The sequence below is a fragment of the Allobosea sp. R86505 genome (assembly GCF_042466375.1).
Classification (GTDB): domain Bacteria; phylum Pseudomonadota; class Alphaproteobacteria; order Rhizobiales; family Beijerinckiaceae; genus Allobosea.
The window spans coordinates 4,063,640-4,082,455 of the sequence record NZ_JAXHPY010000001.1; the positions used below are offsets into that span (position 1 = coordinate 4,063,640).

The 18,816-nt window shown below is 67.6% G+C and carries 17 protein-coding genes; 5 read left to right on the forward strand and 12 right to left on the reverse strand.

Annotated elements, in window-relative coordinates; genetic code table 11:
* Positions 1-162 precede the first annotated feature (162 nt).
* The 10 genes from SJY11_RS19645 to SJY11_RS19690 all read right to left on the reverse strand — a co-directional run bounded on the left by SJY11_RS19645 (position 163) and on the right by SJY11_RS19690 (position 12,000).
* Positions 163-1,326, reverse strand: a complete 1,164-nt coding sequence (locus tag SJY11_RS19645; protein ID WP_376988424.1) for an amidohydrolase/deacetylase family metallohydrolase — start codon at positions 1,324-1,326, stop codon at positions 163-165.
* Between the two features lie 54 nt (positions 1,327-1,380).
* On the reverse strand, positions 1,381-1,782 hold the full coding sequence (gene vapC, locus SJY11_RS19650) for a type II toxin-antitoxin system tRNA(fMet)-specific endonuclease VapC (protein ID WP_376988425.1): 402 nt from the start codon (positions 1,780-1,782) through the stop codon (positions 1,381-1,383).
* Positions 1,782-2,030 (reverse strand): type II toxin-antitoxin system VapB family antitoxin, encoded by a 249-nt coding sequence (gene vapB, locus SJY11_RS19655; protein WP_376988426.1) that lies wholly within the window; start codon positions 2,028-2,030, stop codon positions 1,782-1,784. The genes vapC and vapB overlap by 1 nt, the downstream gene beginning before the upstream one ends.
* 67 nt (positions 2,031-2,097) lie before the next feature.
* Positions 2,098-3,033, reverse strand: coding sequence for an N-carbamoyl-D-amino-acid hydrolase (locus tag SJY11_RS19660; RefSeq protein ID WP_376988427.1), 936 nt, complete (start codon positions 3,031-3,033; stop codon positions 2,098-2,100).
* Positions 3,034-3,201: 168 nt separating this feature from the next.
* Positions 3,202-4,110: an ABC transporter permease gene (locus SJY11_RS19665; RefSeq protein WP_376988428.1), complete on the reverse strand. Its 909-nt coding sequence runs from the start codon at positions 4,108-4,110 to the stop codon at positions 3,202-3,204.
* Positions 4,111-4,112: 2 nt separating this feature from the next.
* Positions 4,113-5,054, reverse strand: a complete 942-nt coding sequence (locus SJY11_RS19670) for an ABC transporter permease (protein WP_376988429.1) — start codon at positions 5,052-5,054, stop codon at positions 4,113-4,115.
* A gap of 146 nt (positions 5,055-5,200) precedes the next feature.
* Positions 5,201-6,802: an ABC transporter substrate-binding protein gene (locus tag SJY11_RS19675; RefSeq protein WP_376988430.1), complete on the reverse strand. Its 1,602-nt coding sequence runs from the start codon at positions 6,800-6,802 to the stop codon at positions 5,201-5,203.
* A gap of 274 nt (positions 6,803-7,076) precedes the next feature.
* On the reverse strand, positions 7,077-8,489 hold the full coding sequence (locus SJY11_RS19680) for an amidase (protein ID WP_376988431.1): 1,413 nt from the start codon (positions 8,487-8,489) through the stop codon (positions 7,077-7,079).
* Positions 8,490-8,602: 113 nt separating this feature from the next.
* Entirely contained in the window at positions 8,603-9,832 is a 1,230-nt protein-coding gene (locus SJY11_RS19685) for a Zn-dependent hydrolase (protein ID WP_376988432.1), read from the reverse strand.
* Between the two features lie 173 nt (positions 9,833-10,005).
* Positions 10,006-12,000 carry a methyl-accepting chemotaxis protein gene (locus SJY11_RS19690; protein ID WP_376988433.1) on the reverse strand — a complete coding sequence of 665 codons (1,995 nt, stop codon included), beginning with the start codon at positions 11,998-12,000 and terminating at the stop codon, positions 10,006-10,008.
* Between the two features lie 518 nt (positions 12,001-12,518).
* Between SJY11_RS19690 and SJY11_RS19695 the strand changes: the two genes are divergently transcribed.
* The gene (locus tag SJY11_RS19695) at positions 12,519-13,289 is read left to right on the forward strand and encodes a L,D-transpeptidase (RefSeq protein ID WP_376988434.1); all 771 of its coding nucleotides are present in this window, start codon (positions 12,519-12,521) and stop codon (positions 13,287-13,289) included.
* 120 nt (positions 13,290-13,409) lie between these two features.
* The gene (locus SJY11_RS19700; protein WP_376988435.1) at positions 13,410-14,201 is read left to right on the forward strand and encodes a DUF2076 domain-containing protein; all 792 of its coding nucleotides are present in this window, start codon (positions 13,410-13,412) and stop codon (positions 14,199-14,201) included.
* An 82-nt stretch (positions 14,202-14,283) separates the two neighbouring features.
* On the opposite strand, the gene SJY11_RS19705 is transcribed toward SJY11_RS19700, so the two are convergent.
* On the reverse strand, positions 14,284-15,078 hold the full coding sequence (locus SJY11_RS19705) for a L,D-transpeptidase (protein WP_376988436.1): 795 nt from the start codon (positions 15,076-15,078) through the stop codon (positions 14,284-14,286).
* A gap of 183 nt (positions 15,079-15,261) precedes the next feature.
* Positions 15,262-16,689, reverse strand: coding sequence for a lipopolysaccharide biosynthesis protein (locus SJY11_RS19710; protein ID WP_376988437.1), 1,428 nt, complete (start codon positions 16,687-16,689; stop codon positions 15,262-15,264).
* Positions 16,690-16,770: 81 nt separating this feature from the next.
* Between SJY11_RS19710 and SJY11_RS19715 the strand changes: the two genes are divergently transcribed.
* The 3 genes from SJY11_RS19715 (at position 16,771) to SJY11_RS19725 (ending at position 18,815) form a co-directional block, all read left to right on the forward strand.
* Positions 16,771-17,379, forward strand: coding sequence for a BLUF domain-containing protein (locus tag SJY11_RS19715; RefSeq protein WP_376988438.1), 609 nt, complete (start codon positions 16,771-16,773; stop codon positions 17,377-17,379).
* 96 nt (positions 17,380-17,475) lie between these two features.
* Entirely contained in the window at positions 17,476-17,976 is a 501-nt protein-coding gene (locus SJY11_RS19720; protein ID WP_376988439.1) for a GNAT family N-acetyltransferase, read from the forward strand.
* On the forward strand, positions 17,973-18,815 hold the full coding sequence (locus tag SJY11_RS19725) for a DMT family transporter (protein WP_376988440.1): 843 nt from the start codon (positions 17,973-17,975) through the stop codon (positions 18,813-18,815). Before SJY11_RS19720 ends, SJY11_RS19725 begins: the two co-directional genes overlap by 4 nt.
* The last annotated feature ends 1 nt before the right edge of the window (position 18,816 follow it).

Sequence of the window (18,816 nt, forward strand, 5' to 3'; positions counted from 1 at the left end):
CAACAATCGATCCCTTCGTCATTCCGGGGCGAGCCGCAGGCTCGAACGCGGAACCCACGACCGGGCGCTGCACGTGGCAGCGGTGAGGTCCATCGGTGACCCGATCGTGGATTCCGGGTTCTTCGCTGGCGCGAAGCCCCGGAATGACACGATGGAGCCGGATCAGCCCGCGACCTTCCTGAACTTGTTCGTCCGCTTCGGATGCCACCAGGCGCCCTTGAGCACGACGCCCTCGGAGACGATCTTGCGGTCGCCGGTCATGTACTCGCCGGTGGCGTCGGCATAGTCGAACTTGCCTTCCTTCACCGTCAGGATCGTCGCGTCGCCGAGCGAGCCGACCTTGAGCGAGCCATATTCCGGGCGCTTCAGCGCCATGGCGGCGTTGACGGTCGAGGCTGCGACGACGTCGTTCAGGCTCATGCCCATCAGCAGGAACTTCGACATCGTCGTGACCTGATCATAGGCCGGGCCGTCGATGCAGAGCTTGTGGACGTCCGACGAGATCACGTCCGGCTGGAAGCCGTTGGCGAGCATGGCGCGCGTCGTCTTGAAGGAGAACGAGCCCTTGCCATGGCCTATGTCGAAGATGACGCCGCGCTTGCGGGCCGCCAGAACCTCGGGCTTCACCGTGCCCTGCGCCGTGCAGGGGGCGTTCGGGAAGGGGCGAAAGGCGTGGGTGAGCACGTCGCCTGGCCGCAGCATGTTCACCACCTCCTCATAGGATGGCGGCGGATGGTCGATATGGCACATCAGGGGCATGCCGACCTCGTTGGCGACCTGCAGCGCGACATTGAGCGGCGCCGTGCCCTGGTCGCCCGAGGCATGCAGGCCGACGCGGACCTTGATGCCGACGATGAGGTCGCGGTTCTTGTCGGCGACCTCAGCGCAGTCGATCGGGTTCATCATCGCCATGTCGCGGCTCTCGCCGACCATGACGCGATGATCGAAGCCGTAGATGCCGGCATGGCTGACATGGAGATAGGCGAGGATGCGGGCCTGGCTCTTCTCGATGACGTGCTTGCGGAAGCCCGGCCAGTTGCCCGGCCCGGCCGAGCCGGTATCGACCGAGGTGGTCACGCCCGAGGCCCGGCAGAACTCGTCGGCGTCGATGCCCAGCGACGTGCCGCCCCAATAGACATGGGTGTGAAGGTCGATCAGGCCCGGCGTGACGATATAGCCGGAGACGTCGCGAACTTCCTTGGCGCCCTTCAGGTCCTTGCCGAAACCGGAGACCTTGCCATCGGTGAAGGCGACGTCGAGGACGCCGTCATGCTTCTGCGAGGGGTCGATGACGCGACCGCCCTTCAGGATGAGATCGTGGGTCATTCGGCAGTTCCCCCTTGGCAGGCTTTGCAAAACAGATGTGGCCGAGAACCGGGCTCAAACCCAGTTCTCGACACGCAGACCGGGCATGCGGTCGAACTCTCGACGGTTGTTGGTGACGATGATCAGGCCCCGGCTGCGGGCATGGGCGCCGATTTGGGTGTCGTGCAAGCCGCACGGAGTCCCGGCACGCTCGAGTTCCGCGCGCAACCCACCGTAGTTCTCGGCAGCCTGCTTATCGAAGGGCAACACTGCGAGGTTGGTCGAAAAGTCGTCGATCGCCCGCAGGCTCTGTTCGCGGCGGAGGGATTTTTCCGCCCCGAAGCGAAGCTCCGCGATCGTCATGACCGAAATGCAGATTTCATCGGCCAGCGCCTCGAAACGATCCTTCAACGGCGAAAGCGCCGTGGCCTTCATCACGTAGATGCAGATATTCGTATCGAGCATGTAGGTCGGCATCAGAGCGGTTCACGTTCATCCGCTGGAAGCTCGGTCCAATCCTTCATGAAATCCTCGTCGACGTGAGGCCCACGTTCAAAGAAATCGCTCCACCCCTTACCCTTCGGCACGATCAGAACGCCCGAGCCCTGCCTAATGATCTCGACCTCGGTCACCTCGGGCGGGAAAGCGAGTTCCTTCGGCAGGCGCACGGCTTGGCTGCGGTTGGTCACGAAGAGCTTGGTGGTCGCTCGGGTTTTGGCCGGCATCGCTACCTCCGTATATCCAAGACGGATATACTAAGTGTTTGCCACGGAACCGCCAAGCCCGATGCCATCACACCGGCACTATCGCGCCCTTGCGCTCGACGATGAGCCCATAGGCCTGCGGCTCGCGGTGCCGGGCGAAGTTGAAGGTCGAGGCCTTGTAACTCTTGCCGAGATCCATGTCGCAGCGGGCGACGACCAGTTCGTCCCCCTCCGTCACCGCCTGCGCCACGACCTCACCGGTGGGGGCGATGATGCAGGTGCCGCCGATCTGGTCGACGCCGGCTTCCACACCCGCCTTGGCGACTCCGACGACCCAGGTGGCGTTCTGGTAGGCGCCGGCCTGCATGACGAGCTGGTTGTGGAAATTGCCGAGCCGGTCGTGGTCGGGCGCCGGCGGATTGTGCTTGGGGGTGTTGTAGCCGAGCACGATCAGCTCGACATCCTGCAGACCCATCGTGCGATAGCTCTCGGGCCAGCGCCGGTCGTTGCAGATCATCATGCCGATATGGGCGTCCATCGTCCGCCAGACCGGCCAGCCGAGATCGCCCGTCTCGAAATAGCGCTTCTCGAGATTCTGGAAGGGCGCCTCGGGGCGATGCTCGGGGTGGCCCGGCAGATGGATCTTGCGGTACTTGCCGACGATCGCGCCTGATTTGTCGACGAGGATCGCCGTGTTGAAGCGGCGCTTGCGGCCGCCCTCCCGGGCGAGTTCGCAATAGCCGAGATGGAAGCCGATCCCGAGGCGCTTGGCCTCGTCGAAGAGCGGCGCGGTCTCGTTGGAGGGCATCGCGCTCTCGAAATGGCTGTCGATCTCGTCCTCGTCCTCGATCCACCAATGCGGGAAGAAGGCGGTCAACGCCGCTTCCGGATAGACGACGAGGTCGGCGCCATGGGTCTTGGCCTGACGCATAAGCTCGATCATTCGCGAGACAGCGGAGGCACGGCTCTCGTCCCGCTGGATCGGGCCGAGCTGGGCTGCGGCGATGGTGAGGATGCGGCTCATCGGTCTGTCTCCCGGGCGGGCGCCATCAAGGGAAACCGAGCCGAAGCGTCTGGGCGTTCTGGCATGGCGCAAGGCTCGGCTGCGGCGGGGCGATGCATCGATCGCCAGGATCGTGGAGGGGCTCGCTCCGGGCGCAGGCGCCCGGAGATGTCGGTTGGTGCAGTGGCCTCAGAGGGCCTTGGCGAGCCGCGGGTCCAGCGAGTCGCGCAGGCCGTCGCCCAGGAGATTCACCGCCAGCACGGTGATCGAGAGGAAGATCGCCGGGAACAGGATGATGTGCGGCTTGACCTGCCAGAGCGCGCGCCCCTCGGCCATGATGTTGCCCCAGGACGGCGTCGCGGGCGGGATGCCGGCGCCGATGAAGGAAAGGATCGCCTCGATGATCATGGCGCTGGCGCAGATATAGGTCGCCTGCACGCTCATCGGCGCGAAGGTGTTGGGCAGGATGTGGCGAAAGATGATGCGGGGCGTGCGGGCGCCGTTGGCGATCGCCGCCTCGACATAGGGCTGCTCGCGCAGCGACAGCACGACGCCGCGCACGAGGCGCGCGACGCGCGGGATCTCGGCCACGGTGATGGCGATGATGACGTTCTGGATCGAGCCGCGGGTCAGCGCCATCAGCGCGATCGCGAGCAGGATCGGCGGGATCGACATCATGCCGTCGATGATCCGCATGACGATGCCGTCCGCCCAGCGCACGAAGCCCGCGAAGAGGCCGATCGTCAGGCCGATGACCGAGGACAGGATGGCGACACTGAAGCCGACCACGAGCGAGACCCGCGCGCCGTAGACGACACGGGAGTAAATGTCCCGGCCGAGCATGTCCGTGCCGAACCAGTAGAGTTCGGAGGGGACGCGCGTGCGCCGCGAGGTGGCGATGGCGGTGGGATCGACCGTCCAGAGTAGCGGCGCGAAGAGGCCGATCAGCGCCATCAGGACGAGCAGCGAACCGCCGATCGCCACAGCGGGGTGACGGCGCAGATAGCGCCGGAAGCGCCCGAACCGCCCCAGCTGAGGAGCGACCGCAGGCTCCGGGGCCGCCGCCAGCGCAGCGGGGGCCGGAATCGAGCTTTGCATCGTCAATAGCGTATCCTCGGATCGACGATCGTGTAGGTCAGGTCGATGAGCAGGTTCACCAGCACGTAGACCAGGCTGAACATCAGAACGACGCCCTGGATGACGGGATAGTCACGCCGCAGGATGGCATCGACGGTGAGCCGGCCGAGGCCCGGTATGGCGAAGACACTCTCGGTCACGACCGCGCCGCCGATCAGGAGCGCGATGCCGATGCCGATGATCGTCACGATCGGGACCGCGGCGTTCTTCAGGGCGTGGAGGAACAGAACCTCGCGCTGCCCCACGCCCTTGGCCTGGGCGGTCCGGACATAGTCCTGCTGCAGGACCTCAAGCATGGTGGCGCGGGTGATGCGCGCGATCAGCGCGATATAGACCAGCCCCAGCGTCATCGCCGGCAGGACGAGATTCTTGAACCAGGGCACGAAGCCCTCGGAGATTGGCGTGTAGCCCTGGACCGGCACCCAGTCGAGCTGCAGGGCGAAGACATAGGCCAGCAGATAGCCGACCACGAAGACCGGGACGGAAAAGCCGAAGACGGCGAAGGCCATGGCGCTGCGATCGATCCAGGTCCCCGCCTTCCAGGCGGCGATGACGCCCATCGGGACCGCGATGGTGACCGCGAAGATCAGCGTGAGGATCATGAGCGACAAGGTCGGCTCGATGCGCTGGGCGATGAGTTGCGTCACCGGCAGCGAAGTGAAGATCGAGGTGCCGAGATCCCCCTGCAGCACGCGGAAGAACCATTCCGCGAAGCGCACCAGATAGGGGCGGTCGAGCCCGAGGCTCGCGCGGATGCGCTCGACGTCGGCGGGGGATGCCTGGTCGCCGGCGATGACCGCAGCCGGATCACCCGGCGCGATATAGAGCAGGGAAAAGACGAACAGCGCCACGAAGGCCATCACCGGGATGGTCGTGATGATGCGTCTGACGATGAAGGCCAACATTGCGGCTCACGCGTCCTTGTTTCGTTACAAACGAAATCGGTCGTCGCCGGTCGCGGGACCGGCTGCGCCGAGGAGGAGCCCGAGGCGGCACGCAGCGGCGCGCCGCCTCGCGGACAAGGGGGCGCCTGAGGCGCCCCCTTGTCCGGTCAGGCCTTGGAGACGCCCCAGAGCACCGGGAACGGCCCGCTGGTGACGCCCGAGACGTTCTTCCGCCAGGCCTGGTAGCCGAGGTAGAAGCCCGTCGGGCAGAAGACGACGTTCTCGACGGCGGCCTTGTTGAGGCGGCCCATCGCCGCCTTCTCTTCGGCCATGTCCTTGGCGGCGAACCAGTTCGTCACCTCCGTCTCGACCGCGGGGACGTTGGGCCAGCCGAACCAGGCCTTGTCGCCATTGGCACGCACGGCGGTGTAGGAAGCCGGGTTCACGCAGTCGGCACCGGCATGCCAGGTGTGGAACATGCTCCAGCCACCCTGCCCGGGTGCCGTCTTCTGGGCGCGGCGGGCACCGACCGTTCCCCAGTCCGTCGCCACGAAGTCGACCTTCATGCCGATGCTCTTCAGCAGTTCGGCCGTGACATCGCCCATCGCCTTGGTCGCGGTCATATCCTGCGCGACGACGCAGATCACGGGCTCGTCCTTGTAGCCGGACTCGGCGAGCAGCTTCTTGGCCTCGGCGACGCTCTTCTTCTTCATCATTTCGCCGCCCTCTTCGGTGTAGAGGGGCGTGCCAGGGGTGAAGAAGCCGGCCATCGGCTTCCAGAGCTTGTCATCGTCGCCGATGATGGCGCGCATGTAGTCTTCCTGGTTCAGCGCCGTCATGACCGCCTGGCGCACCTTCACGTTATTGAAGGGCGGGTGCAGGTGGTTCATGCGGAAGGCACCGATATTGCCGAGCGGATCGCCGATATCGACATTAATGTTGGCGTTCCGCTTGAGAACGGGCACCAGATCCGCCAGCGGCGTCTCCCACCAGTCGACCTCGCCGTTCTGCAGCGCGGCGGCAGCCGTCGCCGGATCGGGCATGATCACCCATTCGATGCGGTCGAAATTCATGACCTTGCCGCCGGAGAGCCAGTCGGGCTTCTCGGAGCGGGGCTTGTAGTCGGCGAACTTCTCGAACACCGCCTTGGCGCCGGGCACCCATTCGTTGCGGACGAACTTCATCGGGCCAGAGCCGATATATTCGGTGATCTGGGTGAACGGATCGGTCTTGGCGATGCGCTCCGGCATGATGAAGGTGCAGGGCGAGTTGTTCTTGCCGAGCGCCAGCAGCATCTTCGGATAGGGCTTGTTGAGCACCCACTTCCAGCTCATGTCATCGACCGGCGACAGCTCGACCTCGATCGCCTTGATCATGAGGCCCATCGGATCGCGGGCCTGCCAGCGCTTGAGGCTCTGGACGACATCCTTCGAGGTGACGGGCGCACCGTCATGGAACTTCAGGCCCGGGCGCAGCTTGAAGGTCCAGGTCAGGCCGTCGGCCGAGACGGTCTCGCTCTCGACCATCTGGCGCTGCGGCTGGAACTTCGAATCGATGCCGTAGAGGGTGTCCCAGACCAGCAGCGCGGCGTTGCGCACGACGTACTGGGTTCCCCAGATCGGGTCGAAATTCGCGAGATTGGCCTGGGGCACGAAGCGCAGGGTCTTTGCCGCAGCCGCTCCCTGGGCCAGGGCCGGCATGGCGAGGCCGCCGGCTGCGGCGAGCGCGCCCGTTCCGGCGGCGCTCTTCAGAAATGTTCTGCGGTCCATCATTCTCTCCCCTGAAACGGCAACCTCTCGACGGGCGACCTTGGCGCGAGTTTGGGCAGAAAAATCTGCCGTGACAACTCGTCTGACCGGCCATCCGCAGCCGCCGAACCGCCTGCACGCATCGTGCCAAACGGGACTGGTTGCAATTTTCGCCTGATCGGCGCGCCGGGATGCTGTTTCGGGGCTCAGAATTTTTTTTTGCAGTTCAGCGAAGCCCGAGCTCGCATGCGGCCGTCGCCGCCTGCCTCATTCGCAGGCGGATTGGCTATCCAGCTCAGTTCGAACCGAACGGCGCGTCGATCCGGGCGAAGGGCCGCGCGGTCTCGAAGGCTGCCGCGGCACGCAGCACCAGCGCGTCCCGCCCGAAGGCGCCGACGAGTTGCAGTCCCGCCGGCAAACCCGCGCCAGTCAGCCCGCAGGGCAGCGAGATCGCCGGGGCCTGGGTGATGTTGAAGGGGTAGGTGAAGGGCGTCCAGCGGGTCCAGTCGTCGCCATAGGCGCCGTGGCCGGGGGTGTTGCGGCCTGTTTCGAAGGCCGGCAGCGGCAGCGTCGGCGTCAGCAGCAGATCGAAGCGTGCATGAAATTGCGCCATCTTGTGCGCAAGGAGGTTGCGCTGGTTCAGCAGCGCATCGACGTAAGCCGCCCCCGCGACCTTGTCGCCCTGTTCGGCGACGGCGACGAGGCCGGGGTCCATGCGAGCGCGCTCGGCCGGGCCGGCCGAGCGGAGCGCGAGGGCAGCGCCCGCCGACCAGATCGTCATCAGGGTCTCGATCGGGTCGTCGAAGCCGGGATCGACCTCCTCGACGGTCGCGCCCAGTTCGCGGAAGGCCAGCGCCGCGGCGCGGGTCAACGCGGCGATCTCCGGATCGACCGGCACGTCGCGGCCGAGCGTCGGCGACCAGGCCAGCCGCAGGCCCTTCACGCCGCCCTTGAGCCCGTCGACATAGTCCGGCGCGCGATCGATCATCGCCGTCATGTCGCGGATGTCGGAGCGGCCGATCGCGTTCATGGCGAGCGCGCAGTCGGTCACGGTGCGGGTCAACGGGCCGAGATGGGCGAGGAAGCCCATCGTCGAGACCGGCCAGGCCGGGATTCGGCCATAGGTCGGTTTCAGCCCGACAACCCCGGTGAAGGCGGCGGGGATGCGCACCGAGCCGGCCCCGTCCGTGCCGAGATGGAGGCAGCCCAGGTTGAGCGCCGCGCAGGAGGCCGCGCCGGCCGAGGAGCCGCCCGGGCCGGTGGCGATGTTCCAGGGATTGCGGGTGATGCCGGAAAGCGGGGAATCGCCGACCCCCTTCCAGCCATATTCCGGCATGGTCGTCTTGCCGAGGAAGACGGTGCCGGCCTCGCGCAGGCGAGCCGTCGCGGGGGCGTCCTCGGCGAAGGCTGCGTCGGAGGCGACGGCCGAGCCGCGCCGCATCGGCCAGCCCGCCACGCCGATATTGTCCTTGATGGTGACGGGGACCCCATCCAGCGGCCCCAGCGGCTCGCCCTTGAGCCAGCGCGCCTGGGAGGCTTCCGCCATGGCGAGCGTCGCTTCGGCGTCGCGCACCACGAAGGCGTTGATCTGCGGCTCGAAGCGCTCGATCCGCTCCAGCGCATCCTTGGCGACCTCGACCGGTGACAGGCAGCGGGCCGCGAAGAGCGGGCCGAGTTCGGCGGCGGAGAGCGAGGCGATCGTCGTCATGGGCTTATCCTGTCTGCGTCTTGCCGGATTGTCCTGTGGTCACGGCGAGCCCGGCAAGCAAGCCGGGAGCCATCGGGCGCTCCTGATGCGTCGCGCGCCCTGCCGCTGCGCGCTCAGGCGTTGGCCACCCGCCAGGCCGCGTTGAGCAGGACGTTGGCTCCCGAAGCGATGTCGTCGGGCGTGCTGAACTCGGCCGGATTGTGCGAGAGCCCCCCGATCGAGGGAATGAAGACCATCGCCGTCGGGCAGAGGCGCGACATCATCTGCGCGTCATGGCCCGCGCCGGAGATGATCCGCCGGATCGGCAGGCCGAGTTCCGTCGCACTCTGCTCCACCGTTTCGATCAGCGTCTCGGTGAAAGGCGTGGCCGGGAAGCGCGCGAGGTCGCGGAAGGCGATCTCGATGCCGTGGCGCGCCGCGATCTCTGCACAGTAGGCTCGCACCGAGGCTTCCGCGCGCGCCAGTGCGGCGTCGTCGGGATTACGGAGATCGAGCGTCATCACGACGGTCTCGGGCACGACATTGACATTGGCCGGCTGCACGCGGATCACGCCGCTATTGGCGAGCTGACCGGGTATCGCGCGGGTCAGGTCGTTGGCGTAGACATTGATGCGCGCGGCGGCGAGGCCGGGATCCTTGCGATAGGCCATGGGCGTGGTGCCGGCATGGCTGGGCCGGCCCTTCAGCGTCAGTTCGAGCCAGCAGATCGCCTGGATGCCGGTGACCGCGCCGAGCCCGCCGCCCTCGCTCTCCAGAACCGGCCCCTGCTCGATATGAAGTTCGAGATAGGCGTGCGCGGGCAGGAAGCCCGGCTGTTCCTGCCCCTCATACCCGATCCGCCGGAGCTCGGTGCCGAGCACGGCGCCTTCGGCATCCTGCTCGGCATGGGCGGCCTCGACGCTCATGCCGCCCGCCCAGACATAGGAGCCCAGCATGTCCGGGTGGAAGCGGGCGCCCTCCTCATTGGTGAAGGCGATGACGGCGAGGTCGCGCCTGGGCACGAGGCCGGCATCGCGCAGCGTCGCCAGCACCTCGACGCCGGCGATGACCCCGAGCGCACCGTCATAGCGCCCGCCGGTACCGACGGTGTCGATATGGGAGCCCAGGATGACGGCCGGCCCCTCCTCCCTGCCCTTGAGGATGCCGACGATGTTGCCGACCGCGTCGACCTTCACATCAAGGCCGAGCGCGGTCATCTCGGCGACCAGCCAGTCGCGGCCCTGCCGGTCCTCGTCGGTCAAAGCGAGGCGGCGGCAGCCGCCTTCCGGCGTCGCGCCAATGGTCGCCAGGGCCATGAGCCGGGACATGAGCCGCGCACCGTCGACCCTCAGATTGCTGCTCATCGACATCTCCCCCGCGGCCGAGCCTCAAGCCTGCATAGTCGCGCAAAGGTCGGGATGTCGATGCCTCCGGCAGCAAGGCGGTCGCGCGAAAATGCAACGGGCGCAGACCCGGAGGTCTGCGCCCGTTCGAGGCGAGGCGGCTTCTGCCAGGACGTGGCGGGGCTTGCGCCGGATCAGAACTCTTCCCAGCCGGCGTCGCCGGCGCGGCTGTTGGCGACCTTGCGGGCCGGAGCCGCTGGCATCGGGGACGGTGCGGGCGCGCGCGCCGCCGGGGCTTTCGTCTGCGCAAAGGCGGCGTGGGCCAGTTGCCGCAGACGGGCCGGCTCGGAGGCCGGCTTGTAGGCCGGAGCAGCGGCCGCGCGCTCGTGACCGGTGCGGAACGTCGCCACGAGGTCGTTGAGCTGAGCGATCTTATCGGAAAGGGATCCCGCAGAGGCTGCGCTCTCCTCGGAAAGAGCCGCGTTCTGCTGGGTCATCTCGTCGAGATGCGCGACCGCCTGGCTCATCTCGTCGATGCCGTTGGCCTGCTCGCCCGAGGCCGCCGAGATCTCCGCGATCGTTGCCGCCACCTTCTCAGAGGCCGCCAGGATCTGACTGAGCTGCTCGCCGGCCTGGCGCACGAGCTTCACGCCCTCGCCGACCTCGGTGTTCGAGGACGAGATCAGCGCCGAGATGTCCTTGGCCGCTTCACCCGAACGCTGCGCCAGGGTGCGCACCTCGGAGGCGACGACGGCGAAGCCCTTGCCGGCATCGCCGGCGCGGGCCGCTTCCACCGCCGCGTTGAGCGCGAGCAGGTTGGTCTGGAAGGCGATGTCGTCGATCACCCGGATGATGTCGGAGATCTTGGTCGAGGCGTCCTCGATGCGGGCCATGGCGTCGACCGCCTTCCCGGCGATGGCGCCGCCGGCCTGCGCTGCCTTCATCGCCTCGTCCGAGATCGCCGCGGCGTTCCGCGAGGCCTGGGCGGAGGCCTTCACCGAGGCGGCGAGTTCTTCGGTCGTCGCCGCCGTCTCCTCCAGCGAGGAAGCCTGCTCCTCGGTGCGCTTCGAAAGGTCGTTGGCTCCGGTGTTGATCTCGCGCGCCGCCAGCCCGACTTCGGCCGAGGTCGTCTGGATCGTCCTGACGGTGGAGGAGAGACGGTCCACCGTCGCGTTGAAGTCGTCGCGCAGCTTCGCGTACTCGGTCGGGATGTCCGCCCCGATGCGATGGGTCAGGTTGCCCTCGGACAGTTCGGCGAGCCCCGCCGCGAGGGCATCGACCACCTTTTCGAGTTCACGGGCCTGCTGCAGGCGCTGCTGCGCGGCGGCCTGGCGCTCCGCTTCCGAGGAACGGCGATTCTCGTCCATCAGGCCGGCCTGGGAGACCGCATCCGCCTCGAGGCGCTCCTTCTCGATGGCAGCGGCGCGCAAGACGTCGACAGCCCCGGCCATTTCGGCGAACTCGCCGGCACGGAAGGTCGGCACGGCTGTCACGAGGTCGCCGGCGGCCAGACGCTCCATCGCGGCCTTGAGGCTGCCGAGCGGCTTCATCATCCGGCGGACGAGCAGGAACAGGGCAACGCCTGCGGCGAGCGCGATCAGAAGGCCCGCAATCACGTTGGACGTGACCATCTCGCTGATGACGCTGGTGAAATCCGCCTGCTTGATGCCGACGAACAGAATGCCGACGACCCGGTTGTCGGATTTCTGGATGATCGGCTCATAGATGGTGAAATAGGGCTGCCCGAGAATGTCGGCCGCACCCGAATAGGTCTGCCGCTGCTTGAGCACCGTGTCATAGGCTGTGCCCGGCGCGAGCTTGGTGCCGACCGCACGCCCGCCATCCGGCTTCTGCACGTTGGTGGCGATCCGGACGTCGCCCATGAAGATCGTCGCCACGCTGCCTGCGAGAGCCTTGACCTTGTCGACGGCGGCGAAATTGCCGTTCATCAACTCGTTGCCGAAATAGAGCTTGTCGCCGTCGAGGCGCGGCTCGCCTTTGGCCGTCACGATGTCGCGCAGCAGATTGACGTTGACCGCGAGGCTGGCCTGGGCCCGTTCGCGCATGGCCTTCTCGGCTGCTTGCAGCGACACGATCACCGAGGCGGCCACGGCGATCCCGACGAAGAAGACCCCGAGAAGAGCAAGGCGTGTGGCGATCGGCAGACGGAGAGAGAGGAGCTTTTTCATCGAGAAACCCGGGTTCGAAGCGGCGTCGCCCCCGGCTCGTCATGCACCATGCACGACACAGACGGGATCAGACGGCGCCGGTTGGCCAGCAGCGCGAACGGAGGCGCACCAATCAATTCAATAGAAGCGGTAGGCTAGGCGTGATGCTCGGTCGGCGATACGAAACGGCACCGGGGGTGCCGTTATGTCTTCCGCCAACGTTGGATTTAGACTTAATCAATCATGTGAAGAATTGCTTAAAATGGTGATATTTCGACTGAAAACACGCCCTACGGTTCCATTTGAAACCATTTCAAGGGCAATCGCAGCTGAGGCACCTCTTCGCTTGGTCGATGTCCGAAGAGGTCTGTTGCGCTGACGCCACAGTGGCTGATCGCCATAATTTCGCCGTGTCGCGTTCACCTCACAGCCATGCGATGTGACTTGAAGGTCATGGCCGGCGTCATCCGTGGAACGTCGTTGCCTTTCCGCCGTTGTTCAGCCGCGTCCGCAAGATCAATAAAGAAGAGCCCCACTTCATGTCCGTCGAGACCACCGTCGCCTCCCTGCCGTCCTCCCTCGCCCGCCCGTCGCGGCGAGCGACGCTGCTGATGATGCCGTTCGCGCTGGCTGGCTGCGTGTCGGGCCCTCAGCAGCCCTATGAGGTGGTCTCGGCACGGGGCTATGGGGTCAGCGCCGAATATCTGGCGATGTATGGCGAGCGTCCCGACGAACAGTTCCCGCTGCCGGCGACCGACATCTCCGAGGTGGACCCGCGATACCTGCGGCGCGAGGTGGCCTACCCCACGCGCGAGCAGCCGGGCACGATCATCGTCGATACCGACAACAAGTATCTCTATCTCGTTCGCGAGAACGGGCGTGCGATCCGCTACGGCATCGGCGTCGGCAAGCAGGGCATGTCCTGGCGCGGTCGCGCGACGATCGCCCGCAAGGCGGCCTGGCCGCGCTGGACGCCGACCGCTGCGATGATCGCCCGCGATCCCGAGAAGAACGGCCCCTGGGCCGGCGGCATGGAGCCCGGCCTCGACAACCCGCTGGGCGCGCGCGCGCTCTATCTCTATCAGGGCAACCGCGACACGCTCTACCGCATCCACGGCACGACCGAGCCATGGTCGATCGGCCAGTCCGTCTCGAGCGGCTGCATCCGGCTGTTCAACCAGGACATCATCGATCTGCACAGCCGCGTCCCGACCGGCACGACGGTGGTCGTCCTCAACCGCGGGCAGTTGCTGACGCCGCAGCCGGGGGAGAGCTTCGACGAGTTCACCTCGGAACCCAGCAGCATCTGACGGCGACGTGACCAGCGCGCGGCCGTGAGCCGCCGGGCCGCGCCTTGATACCGTCACAGGCGCCCCCCACCTCTCGTCAGGCGACGCAATCCGCGCCGCCCGACATGAGAGGAGATGACGATGACGCCGCAGGAACGCGACGTGATCGCCGGGATTTTCGACCGCCTGAAACAGGCGGCCAACCAGCCCCGCGACCCCGAGGCTGAAAACTACATCGCCGAGCGGCTGCGCGAGCAGCCCTACGCTCCCTATGCGATGGCGCAGGCGGTCTATGTACAGGAGACCGCCCTGACCAACCTGCAGGCGCAGGTGGATGACCTGCAGGCCCAGTTGCGGGACCTCGAGAGCCGTCAGCAGGCCGAGGCCCCGGCGCAGAACGGGGGCTTCCTGTCGGGCATCTTCGGCGGCGGCGCCACGGCGCCACGGCCTCGCTCCGTGCCGTCCTTCCCACAGCGGGCGGCGCCCGAAGGCGCCGGCTCGGCGTGGTCGGGCCAGCGCCCGGGCATGATGGCGGCGGCGGGCGGTGCTCAGCCCGGGCCTGGCATGCCGCCGGGACCGGGCCAGCAGCAGCCGGGTCCCTGGGGCAATGCGGGGGCTCAGGCTCCGGGCCGCGGTGGCGGCTTCATGGCGACGGCCCTGACCACGGCAGCCGGCGTCGCCGGCGGCATGATGCTCGGCAGCGTGCTCAGCAACGCCTTCGGCGGCGGAGCGGCGAAGGCTGCGGAGGCGAAACCGGCCGAGACGGCCGGCGAAGCACAGGGCAGCGGTGCCGAGGCGCAACCCGCCGCCTATGACGACGGGTCGTCGAACGAGGCGAACTATCAGCAGGCCGCCCATGGCGACGCGCAGGATGCCGGCTATGACGACGGCTCCAGCCTGTTCGACGGCGGCGACGACGACAGCTGGGCCTGACACGGCGCAGCGGTCTCAAGCAGACGCGACAGGACACCCACCCGGCTCGCGCCGGGTGGGTTTTTCTTTGGCGGGAACCCGCTCAGATCACCAGGACCTTGGCGCCGACGCGGACGCGCTCGTAGAGATCCTGGACGTCGTCATTGGTCATGCGGATGCAACCCGAGGAGACCGCCTGCCCGATCGTGTGCGGCTCGTTCGTGCCGTGGATGCGGTAGAGCGAGGAGCCGAGATAAAGTGCGCGCGCACCCATCGGGTTCTCGGGCCCGCCCGGCATGAAGCGCGGCAGATCGGGCCGGCGCTTCAGCATTTCCGGCGGCGGCGTCCAGGTCGGCCATTCGGCCTTGCGGCTGACGGTCTTCATGCCGGCCCAGGAGAAGCCCGGCCGGCCGACGCCGATGCCGTAGCGCAGCGCGCGCCCGTTCGGCTGGACCAGAAACAGAAAGCGCTGGGGCGTGTCGATGATGATCGTGCCCGGCTTGTGAGGTCCCTCATAGGCGACCTCCTGCTTGCGGAAGCGGGGGTCGATGACGCGCTCGATCGGGCGCTCCATCTCCAGCGGCTGGCCGAGCGCCGCGACCCGGCGGCCGTTGGCGGCCGGGCGGGCGGACTGACCGAAGGGATCGGCCTCGTAGCCCGCGGCCGGACGCGCGCTGTGGCCATAGGCCGACGCGCCGGGCCGGTTGTAGACCACGCCCCCCCGCGGGCTCGGGTCCCGCCCGGTCATCAGCAGTTCGATGAAACCACCGCCATACTGGCCTCGCGGCGACGAGGCGGTCGTCATCGGATCGGGATAATAGCCCTGGGCCCAGGAAGGGGCCGGGCCGGCCAGCGCGCCAGCGAGCACGAGCAACGAGACGGACAAAACGGGACGCATGACACAAACACCTCGGCATCGACTCTGCGAAGCCTGAGGCGCCCGTTTCAAAGGAATGGTGAATCCTTATGGTTTCCCAAGTCTTTGCTGCGCCGATCGATCGAATTCGAGGGATTAACCTTATCATCGCCCGAAGAGACAGGGTGAAGGAACGGTTTCCGTCGGCCGGGCCCGGTCTCGCGGTCAGGGCCTGCGCGCGCGGCGGGATGCCCACCACAGCCCCAGCAGGGTCCGCGAACGCGCCACGTCGCAGGCCAGGATCACGCCGCCATAGACGAGCGCGCCGATGCCGACCTGCAGCGCCAGTTCGACTGCGGCGGGCAGGCGCCCCTGCAGCGGCCAGATCGCCAGCGCCATCGCGGCGACCGCCAGGAGGATCGCGCCGCAGTCCCTCAGCGGCGGCATCACCGGCAGGATTCGCAACGCCGCCACCGCCGTGATGGCGAGCACGACGAGGAACGCCGCCATCTGCGCCAGCGCATAGGCGGAGGGCTGACCCGCCCCGAAGGCGGCGAGCACGGCGACATTGACGAGGAGCGCGACCAGCGCCGCCAGCGTCGTCACCAGCGTGCGCTTCTCGAGCAGGAAGACCGGGTAGAGCCCGGCCTGAAAGATGGTCAGCGCGACGAAGCCGGGCAGCAGCGGCGCCATATAGGCGGAGAAGCGGCCCTGGAAGCTCGGCGGCACCAGCAGCCGGTCGAAAGCGGGCAGCGCCAGGGCGAAGCCGATGGCCGCCGGCAGCGCCACGGCCAGGACGATCACCAGATTGGCGGATATCCGCCGCTGTGCGGCGCGCCGGCCGCGGGTTTCGTCGAGCCGGATGACCTCGCGCAGGAGCACGATCTCGAGCGTCGCGCCCAGCGTTCCGAAGAGACGCAAGCCCATATCCGAGGCGAGCGAGAAATAGCCGGCCTCGGCGAAGCCATGCGCGCCCGCCATCAGCGAGCGGTTCAGCAGCGGGATCAGCGAATAGACCGCGTTGCCCGCGACGATCGGCAGGGCGTAGCGCGCGAAGGTCCAGGCGAGATCCGCACGGGCGGCCGTCAGCGACAGCGGCGCGTCGGCAAGCCGGCGCCTGACCGACACCAGCGCCACGGCGGCGCTGACCAGCCCCCCGAACAGCACCACGGTAGGGTCCTTCGTCAGCCAGGCACCGCCCACCATCAGGACCAGCGCGAGCAGGTTCTTGACGATCACCAGCCGGGCATAGGCCGCATCGAGGAAGCGCGCCCGGGCAATGGCGCCATGATAGTCGAACAGGCCGGCCCCGATGCCGGCCAGCACGGCCGCCGACAGCATCATCGCCGGCATGCGCAGATCGAACCCCGCGACCACGGCGACGACGAGCAGCGCGCAGAGCGTGATGCTGATTCCGGCGACCAGCAAATCCAGCGTCGCGCGGATTTCCGGCTCGGTCTCGCGGCTGCGCAGCGAATAGAAGCGCACGGCCGAGAGCCGGATCCAGTCCATCATCGCCGTGTTGACCAGGACGATGATGGCGGCGCCGATCGCATAGCGGCCGAATTCCGCCGGCCCGAGGAAAAAGGCGATCAGAAGCCCGAGAACGAAGTTCAACGCGGCATTGACGACGAAAGGCAGAAGGACCGTCATCGCGTCTCGATCATGCGTCCCGAGGCCCCCGGTTTCATCCAGTCGTGTCGGCCGTGGCCGACTCAGCCACACTGATCCGTCATGCCGGCAGTCCGGCGTAGCGGGCGGGCCGCAATTTTCCAAGCAGCGGCCGGGTTTCTCGCTCGCCACGGCGATGCTCGGCATCTCCTTCGCAGTTTCGCAATCATTTGCCGTGAACCTGAAAGCGGCAACCGCGTTGGGACGGCGATGGCCCAGCGCAGAGACGGATCGATGAACACGGCACCTCTTCAGCAACTGGTCTACACCTCCATCTACCGCGCCGGTCGGGTCGACAGCGAATTGCAGGCGCTGCGCGCGATCCTGTCGGTGTCGCGCCGCAACAATCTCGCCGCCGGCGTCACCGGCTTCCTGATCTTCGACCGCGACAGCTTCGTGCAGGTCCTCGAAGGGTCTCGTGAGGCGCTCGACGCGACGATGGCCCGTATCGCCGAGGACGACCGGCATCGGGATGTCGCAGTGATCGATATCCAGCCGATCGAAGAACGCGCCTTCCAGGCCTGGACGATGGGGGGCTGCCGTCGCACCCCGCAGCAGCAGCCGATTTTCGCCGCTCACGGCATCCCCGACCGGATCGACCGGACCGAGATTTCCTTCGAGACGGTCGTGTCGCTGGCCCGGGACCTCAGCGCCCAGTCGGCACAGGGCTGAAGACGCGCCCGATGGGCCTCGCATGCGCGGCCCGAATGCCCGGCGGCGGCGACGCCGCTATCGCCGGGCCGCGGAGCCGGCTATGGCGAGGTCGCCATGACCGCCCCGCCGCTTCCCCTCCGCCCGGCCCGTGACGACGACTCCGCGCCGCTCGCAGCGCTGATTGCGGCGAGCTTCGCCGAATACCCGAACTGTTACTTCGAGTGGGCGGAGTTCCCCGAGCTGCGCCGCCCGGCCAGCCACTTCGCCGCCAAGGCCGGCCGGCTCTGGGTCGCCGACGCGCCGGGAGGCGGCATCGCCGCCTCGCTCGGCGCCACGCCGGTTCCCGCGCAGAACGCGGTCGAGATCACAAAGGTCTATGCCGCTCCCGCCTTCCGCGGCTCTGGTCTGGCGCAGACCCTCTTCGGCGAGGCGTTGCGCTTTGCCCGCGAGGGCGGGTTCTCCGAGATGATGCTGTGGTCGGATTCGCGCTTCGCGCGCGGGCACCGCTTCTACGAGAAGCTGGGCTTCCGGCGCTGGCCGGGCGAGCGCTACCTCGCCGACGTGTCCGAAACCTGGGAGTTCCATTTCCGGCTCGATCTGCGCGCTGCGCCATGAGCATCAGCCCCGCCCTGCGCGCCCTGCTGGGCATCGCGCTGCTCACCGTCATGGACGCGGTGATCAAGGCGCAGATGCAGGAGCATCCCTTCATCCTGGCGCTGTTCATGCGCTTCGCGATGGGCGGCGTCTGCGCGCTCGTGGTGCTGGCCATCGCGCGGCCGCCCGCGCCGACGCGCGCCAGCGTGATCGGCAACAGCGTGCGCGTGCCGGTCGTGGTGCTGACGGCGGGCAGCTTCTTCTACTCGATCTCGGTCCTGCCGCTGGCGGAGGCGCTGACCCTCGCCTTCCTCGCGCCCGTCTTCGTGGCGCTTCTCGGCGGGGTGCTGCTGAAGGAGAAGATGGACGCGCGGATCTGGCAGGCGCTCGGCTTCGGCGTCGCGGGCATGCTCGTGATGGTCTGGCCGCGGCTGCAGGGGCAGGTCAGCGGCGCCGGGCTCGGCGTGGCCGCGGCCCTGTTCTCGGCCGTGACCTATGCCTTCAACCTGATCCTGCTGCGGCGCATCGCGCTGAAGGAGCATCCGGCGGTCATCGTCGCCTTCCAGAACTGCGGGCCGGCCCTGCTGCTGGCTGTGCCCGCCGCGCTCGCCTTCGTGCCGCTGAGCGCCGCCGATCTCCTGATCTATCTCGCGGCGGGCGCGCTCGGGGTCGCCGGGCATCTGACCCTGACCTCGGCCTTCGCGCGGGCGGAAGCCTCGCGTCTGGCGCCGCTGGAATACACCGCGCTGATCTGGGCGAGCCTGCTCGGCTATGCCTTCTTCGACGAGGTGCCGCTGATCACGACCTATGCGGGCGCGGTGCTGATCGTCGCCGGCGCGATCGCGATCAGCCGGAGGTAGC

Excerpts from the sequence above, each read along its gene's own strand:
- SJY11_RS19645 (WP_376988424.1), bottom strand. The coding sequence starts at position 1,326 with ATGACCCACGATCTCATCCTGAAGGGCGGTCGCGTCATCGACCCCTCG.
- vapC (WP_376988425.1), bottom strand. The coding sequence starts at position 1,782 with ATGCCGACCTACATGCTCGATACGAATATCTGCATCTACGTGATGAAG.
- vapB (WP_376988426.1), bottom strand. The coding sequence starts at position 2,030 with ATGCCGGCCAAAACCCGAGCGACCACCAAGCTCTTCGTGACCAACCGC.
- SJY11_RS19660 (WP_376988427.1), bottom strand. The coding sequence starts at position 3,033 with ATGAGCCGCATCCTCACCATCGCCGCAGCCCAGCTCGGCCCGATCCAG.
- SJY11_RS19665 (WP_376988428.1), bottom strand. The coding sequence starts at position 4,110 with ATGCAAAGCTCGATTCCGGCCCCCGCTGCGCTGGCGGCGGCCCCGGAG.
- SJY11_RS19670 (WP_376988429.1), bottom strand. The coding sequence starts at position 5,054 with ATGTTGGCCTTCATCGTCAGACGCATCATCACGACCATCCCGGTGATG.
- SJY11_RS19675 (WP_376988430.1), bottom strand. The coding sequence starts at position 6,802 with ATGGACCGCAGAACATTTCTGAAGAGCGCCGCCGGAACGGGCGCGCTC.
- SJY11_RS19680 (WP_376988431.1), bottom strand. The coding sequence starts at position 8,489 with ATGACGACGATCGCCTCGCTCTCCGCCGCCGAACTCGGCCCGCTCTTC.
- SJY11_RS19685 (WP_376988432.1), bottom strand. The coding sequence starts at position 9,832 with ATGAGCAGCAATCTGAGGGTCGACGGTGCGCGGCTCATGTCCCGGCTC.
- SJY11_RS19690 (WP_376988433.1), bottom strand. The coding sequence starts at position 12,000 with ATGAAAAAGCTCCTCTCTCTCCGTCTGCCGATCGCCACACGCCTTGCT.
- SJY11_RS19695 (WP_376988434.1), top strand. The coding sequence starts at position 12,519 with ATGTCCGTCGAGACCACCGTCGCCTCCCTGCCGTCCTCCCTCGCCCGC.
- SJY11_RS19700 (WP_376988435.1), top strand. The coding sequence starts at position 13,410 with ATGACGCCGCAGGAACGCGACGTGATCGCCGGGATTTTCGACCGCCTG.
- SJY11_RS19705 (WP_376988436.1), bottom strand. The coding sequence starts at position 15,078 with ATGCGTCCCGTTTTGTCCGTCTCGTTGCTCGTGCTCGCTGGCGCGCTG.
- SJY11_RS19710 (WP_376988437.1), bottom strand. The coding sequence starts at position 16,689 with ATGACGGTCCTTCTGCCTTTCGTCGTCAATGCCGCGTTGAACTTCGTT.
- SJY11_RS19715 (WP_376988438.1), top strand. The coding sequence starts at position 16,771 with ATGCCGGCAGTCCGGCGTAGCGGGCGGGCCGCAATTTTCCAAGCAGCG.
- SJY11_RS19720 (WP_376988439.1), top strand. The coding sequence starts at position 17,476 with ATGACCGCCCCGCCGCTTCCCCTCCGCCCGGCCCGTGACGACGACTCC.
- SJY11_RS19725 (WP_376988440.1), top strand. The coding sequence starts at position 17,973 with ATGAGCATCAGCCCCGCCCTGCGCGCCCTGCTGGGCATCGCGCTGCTC.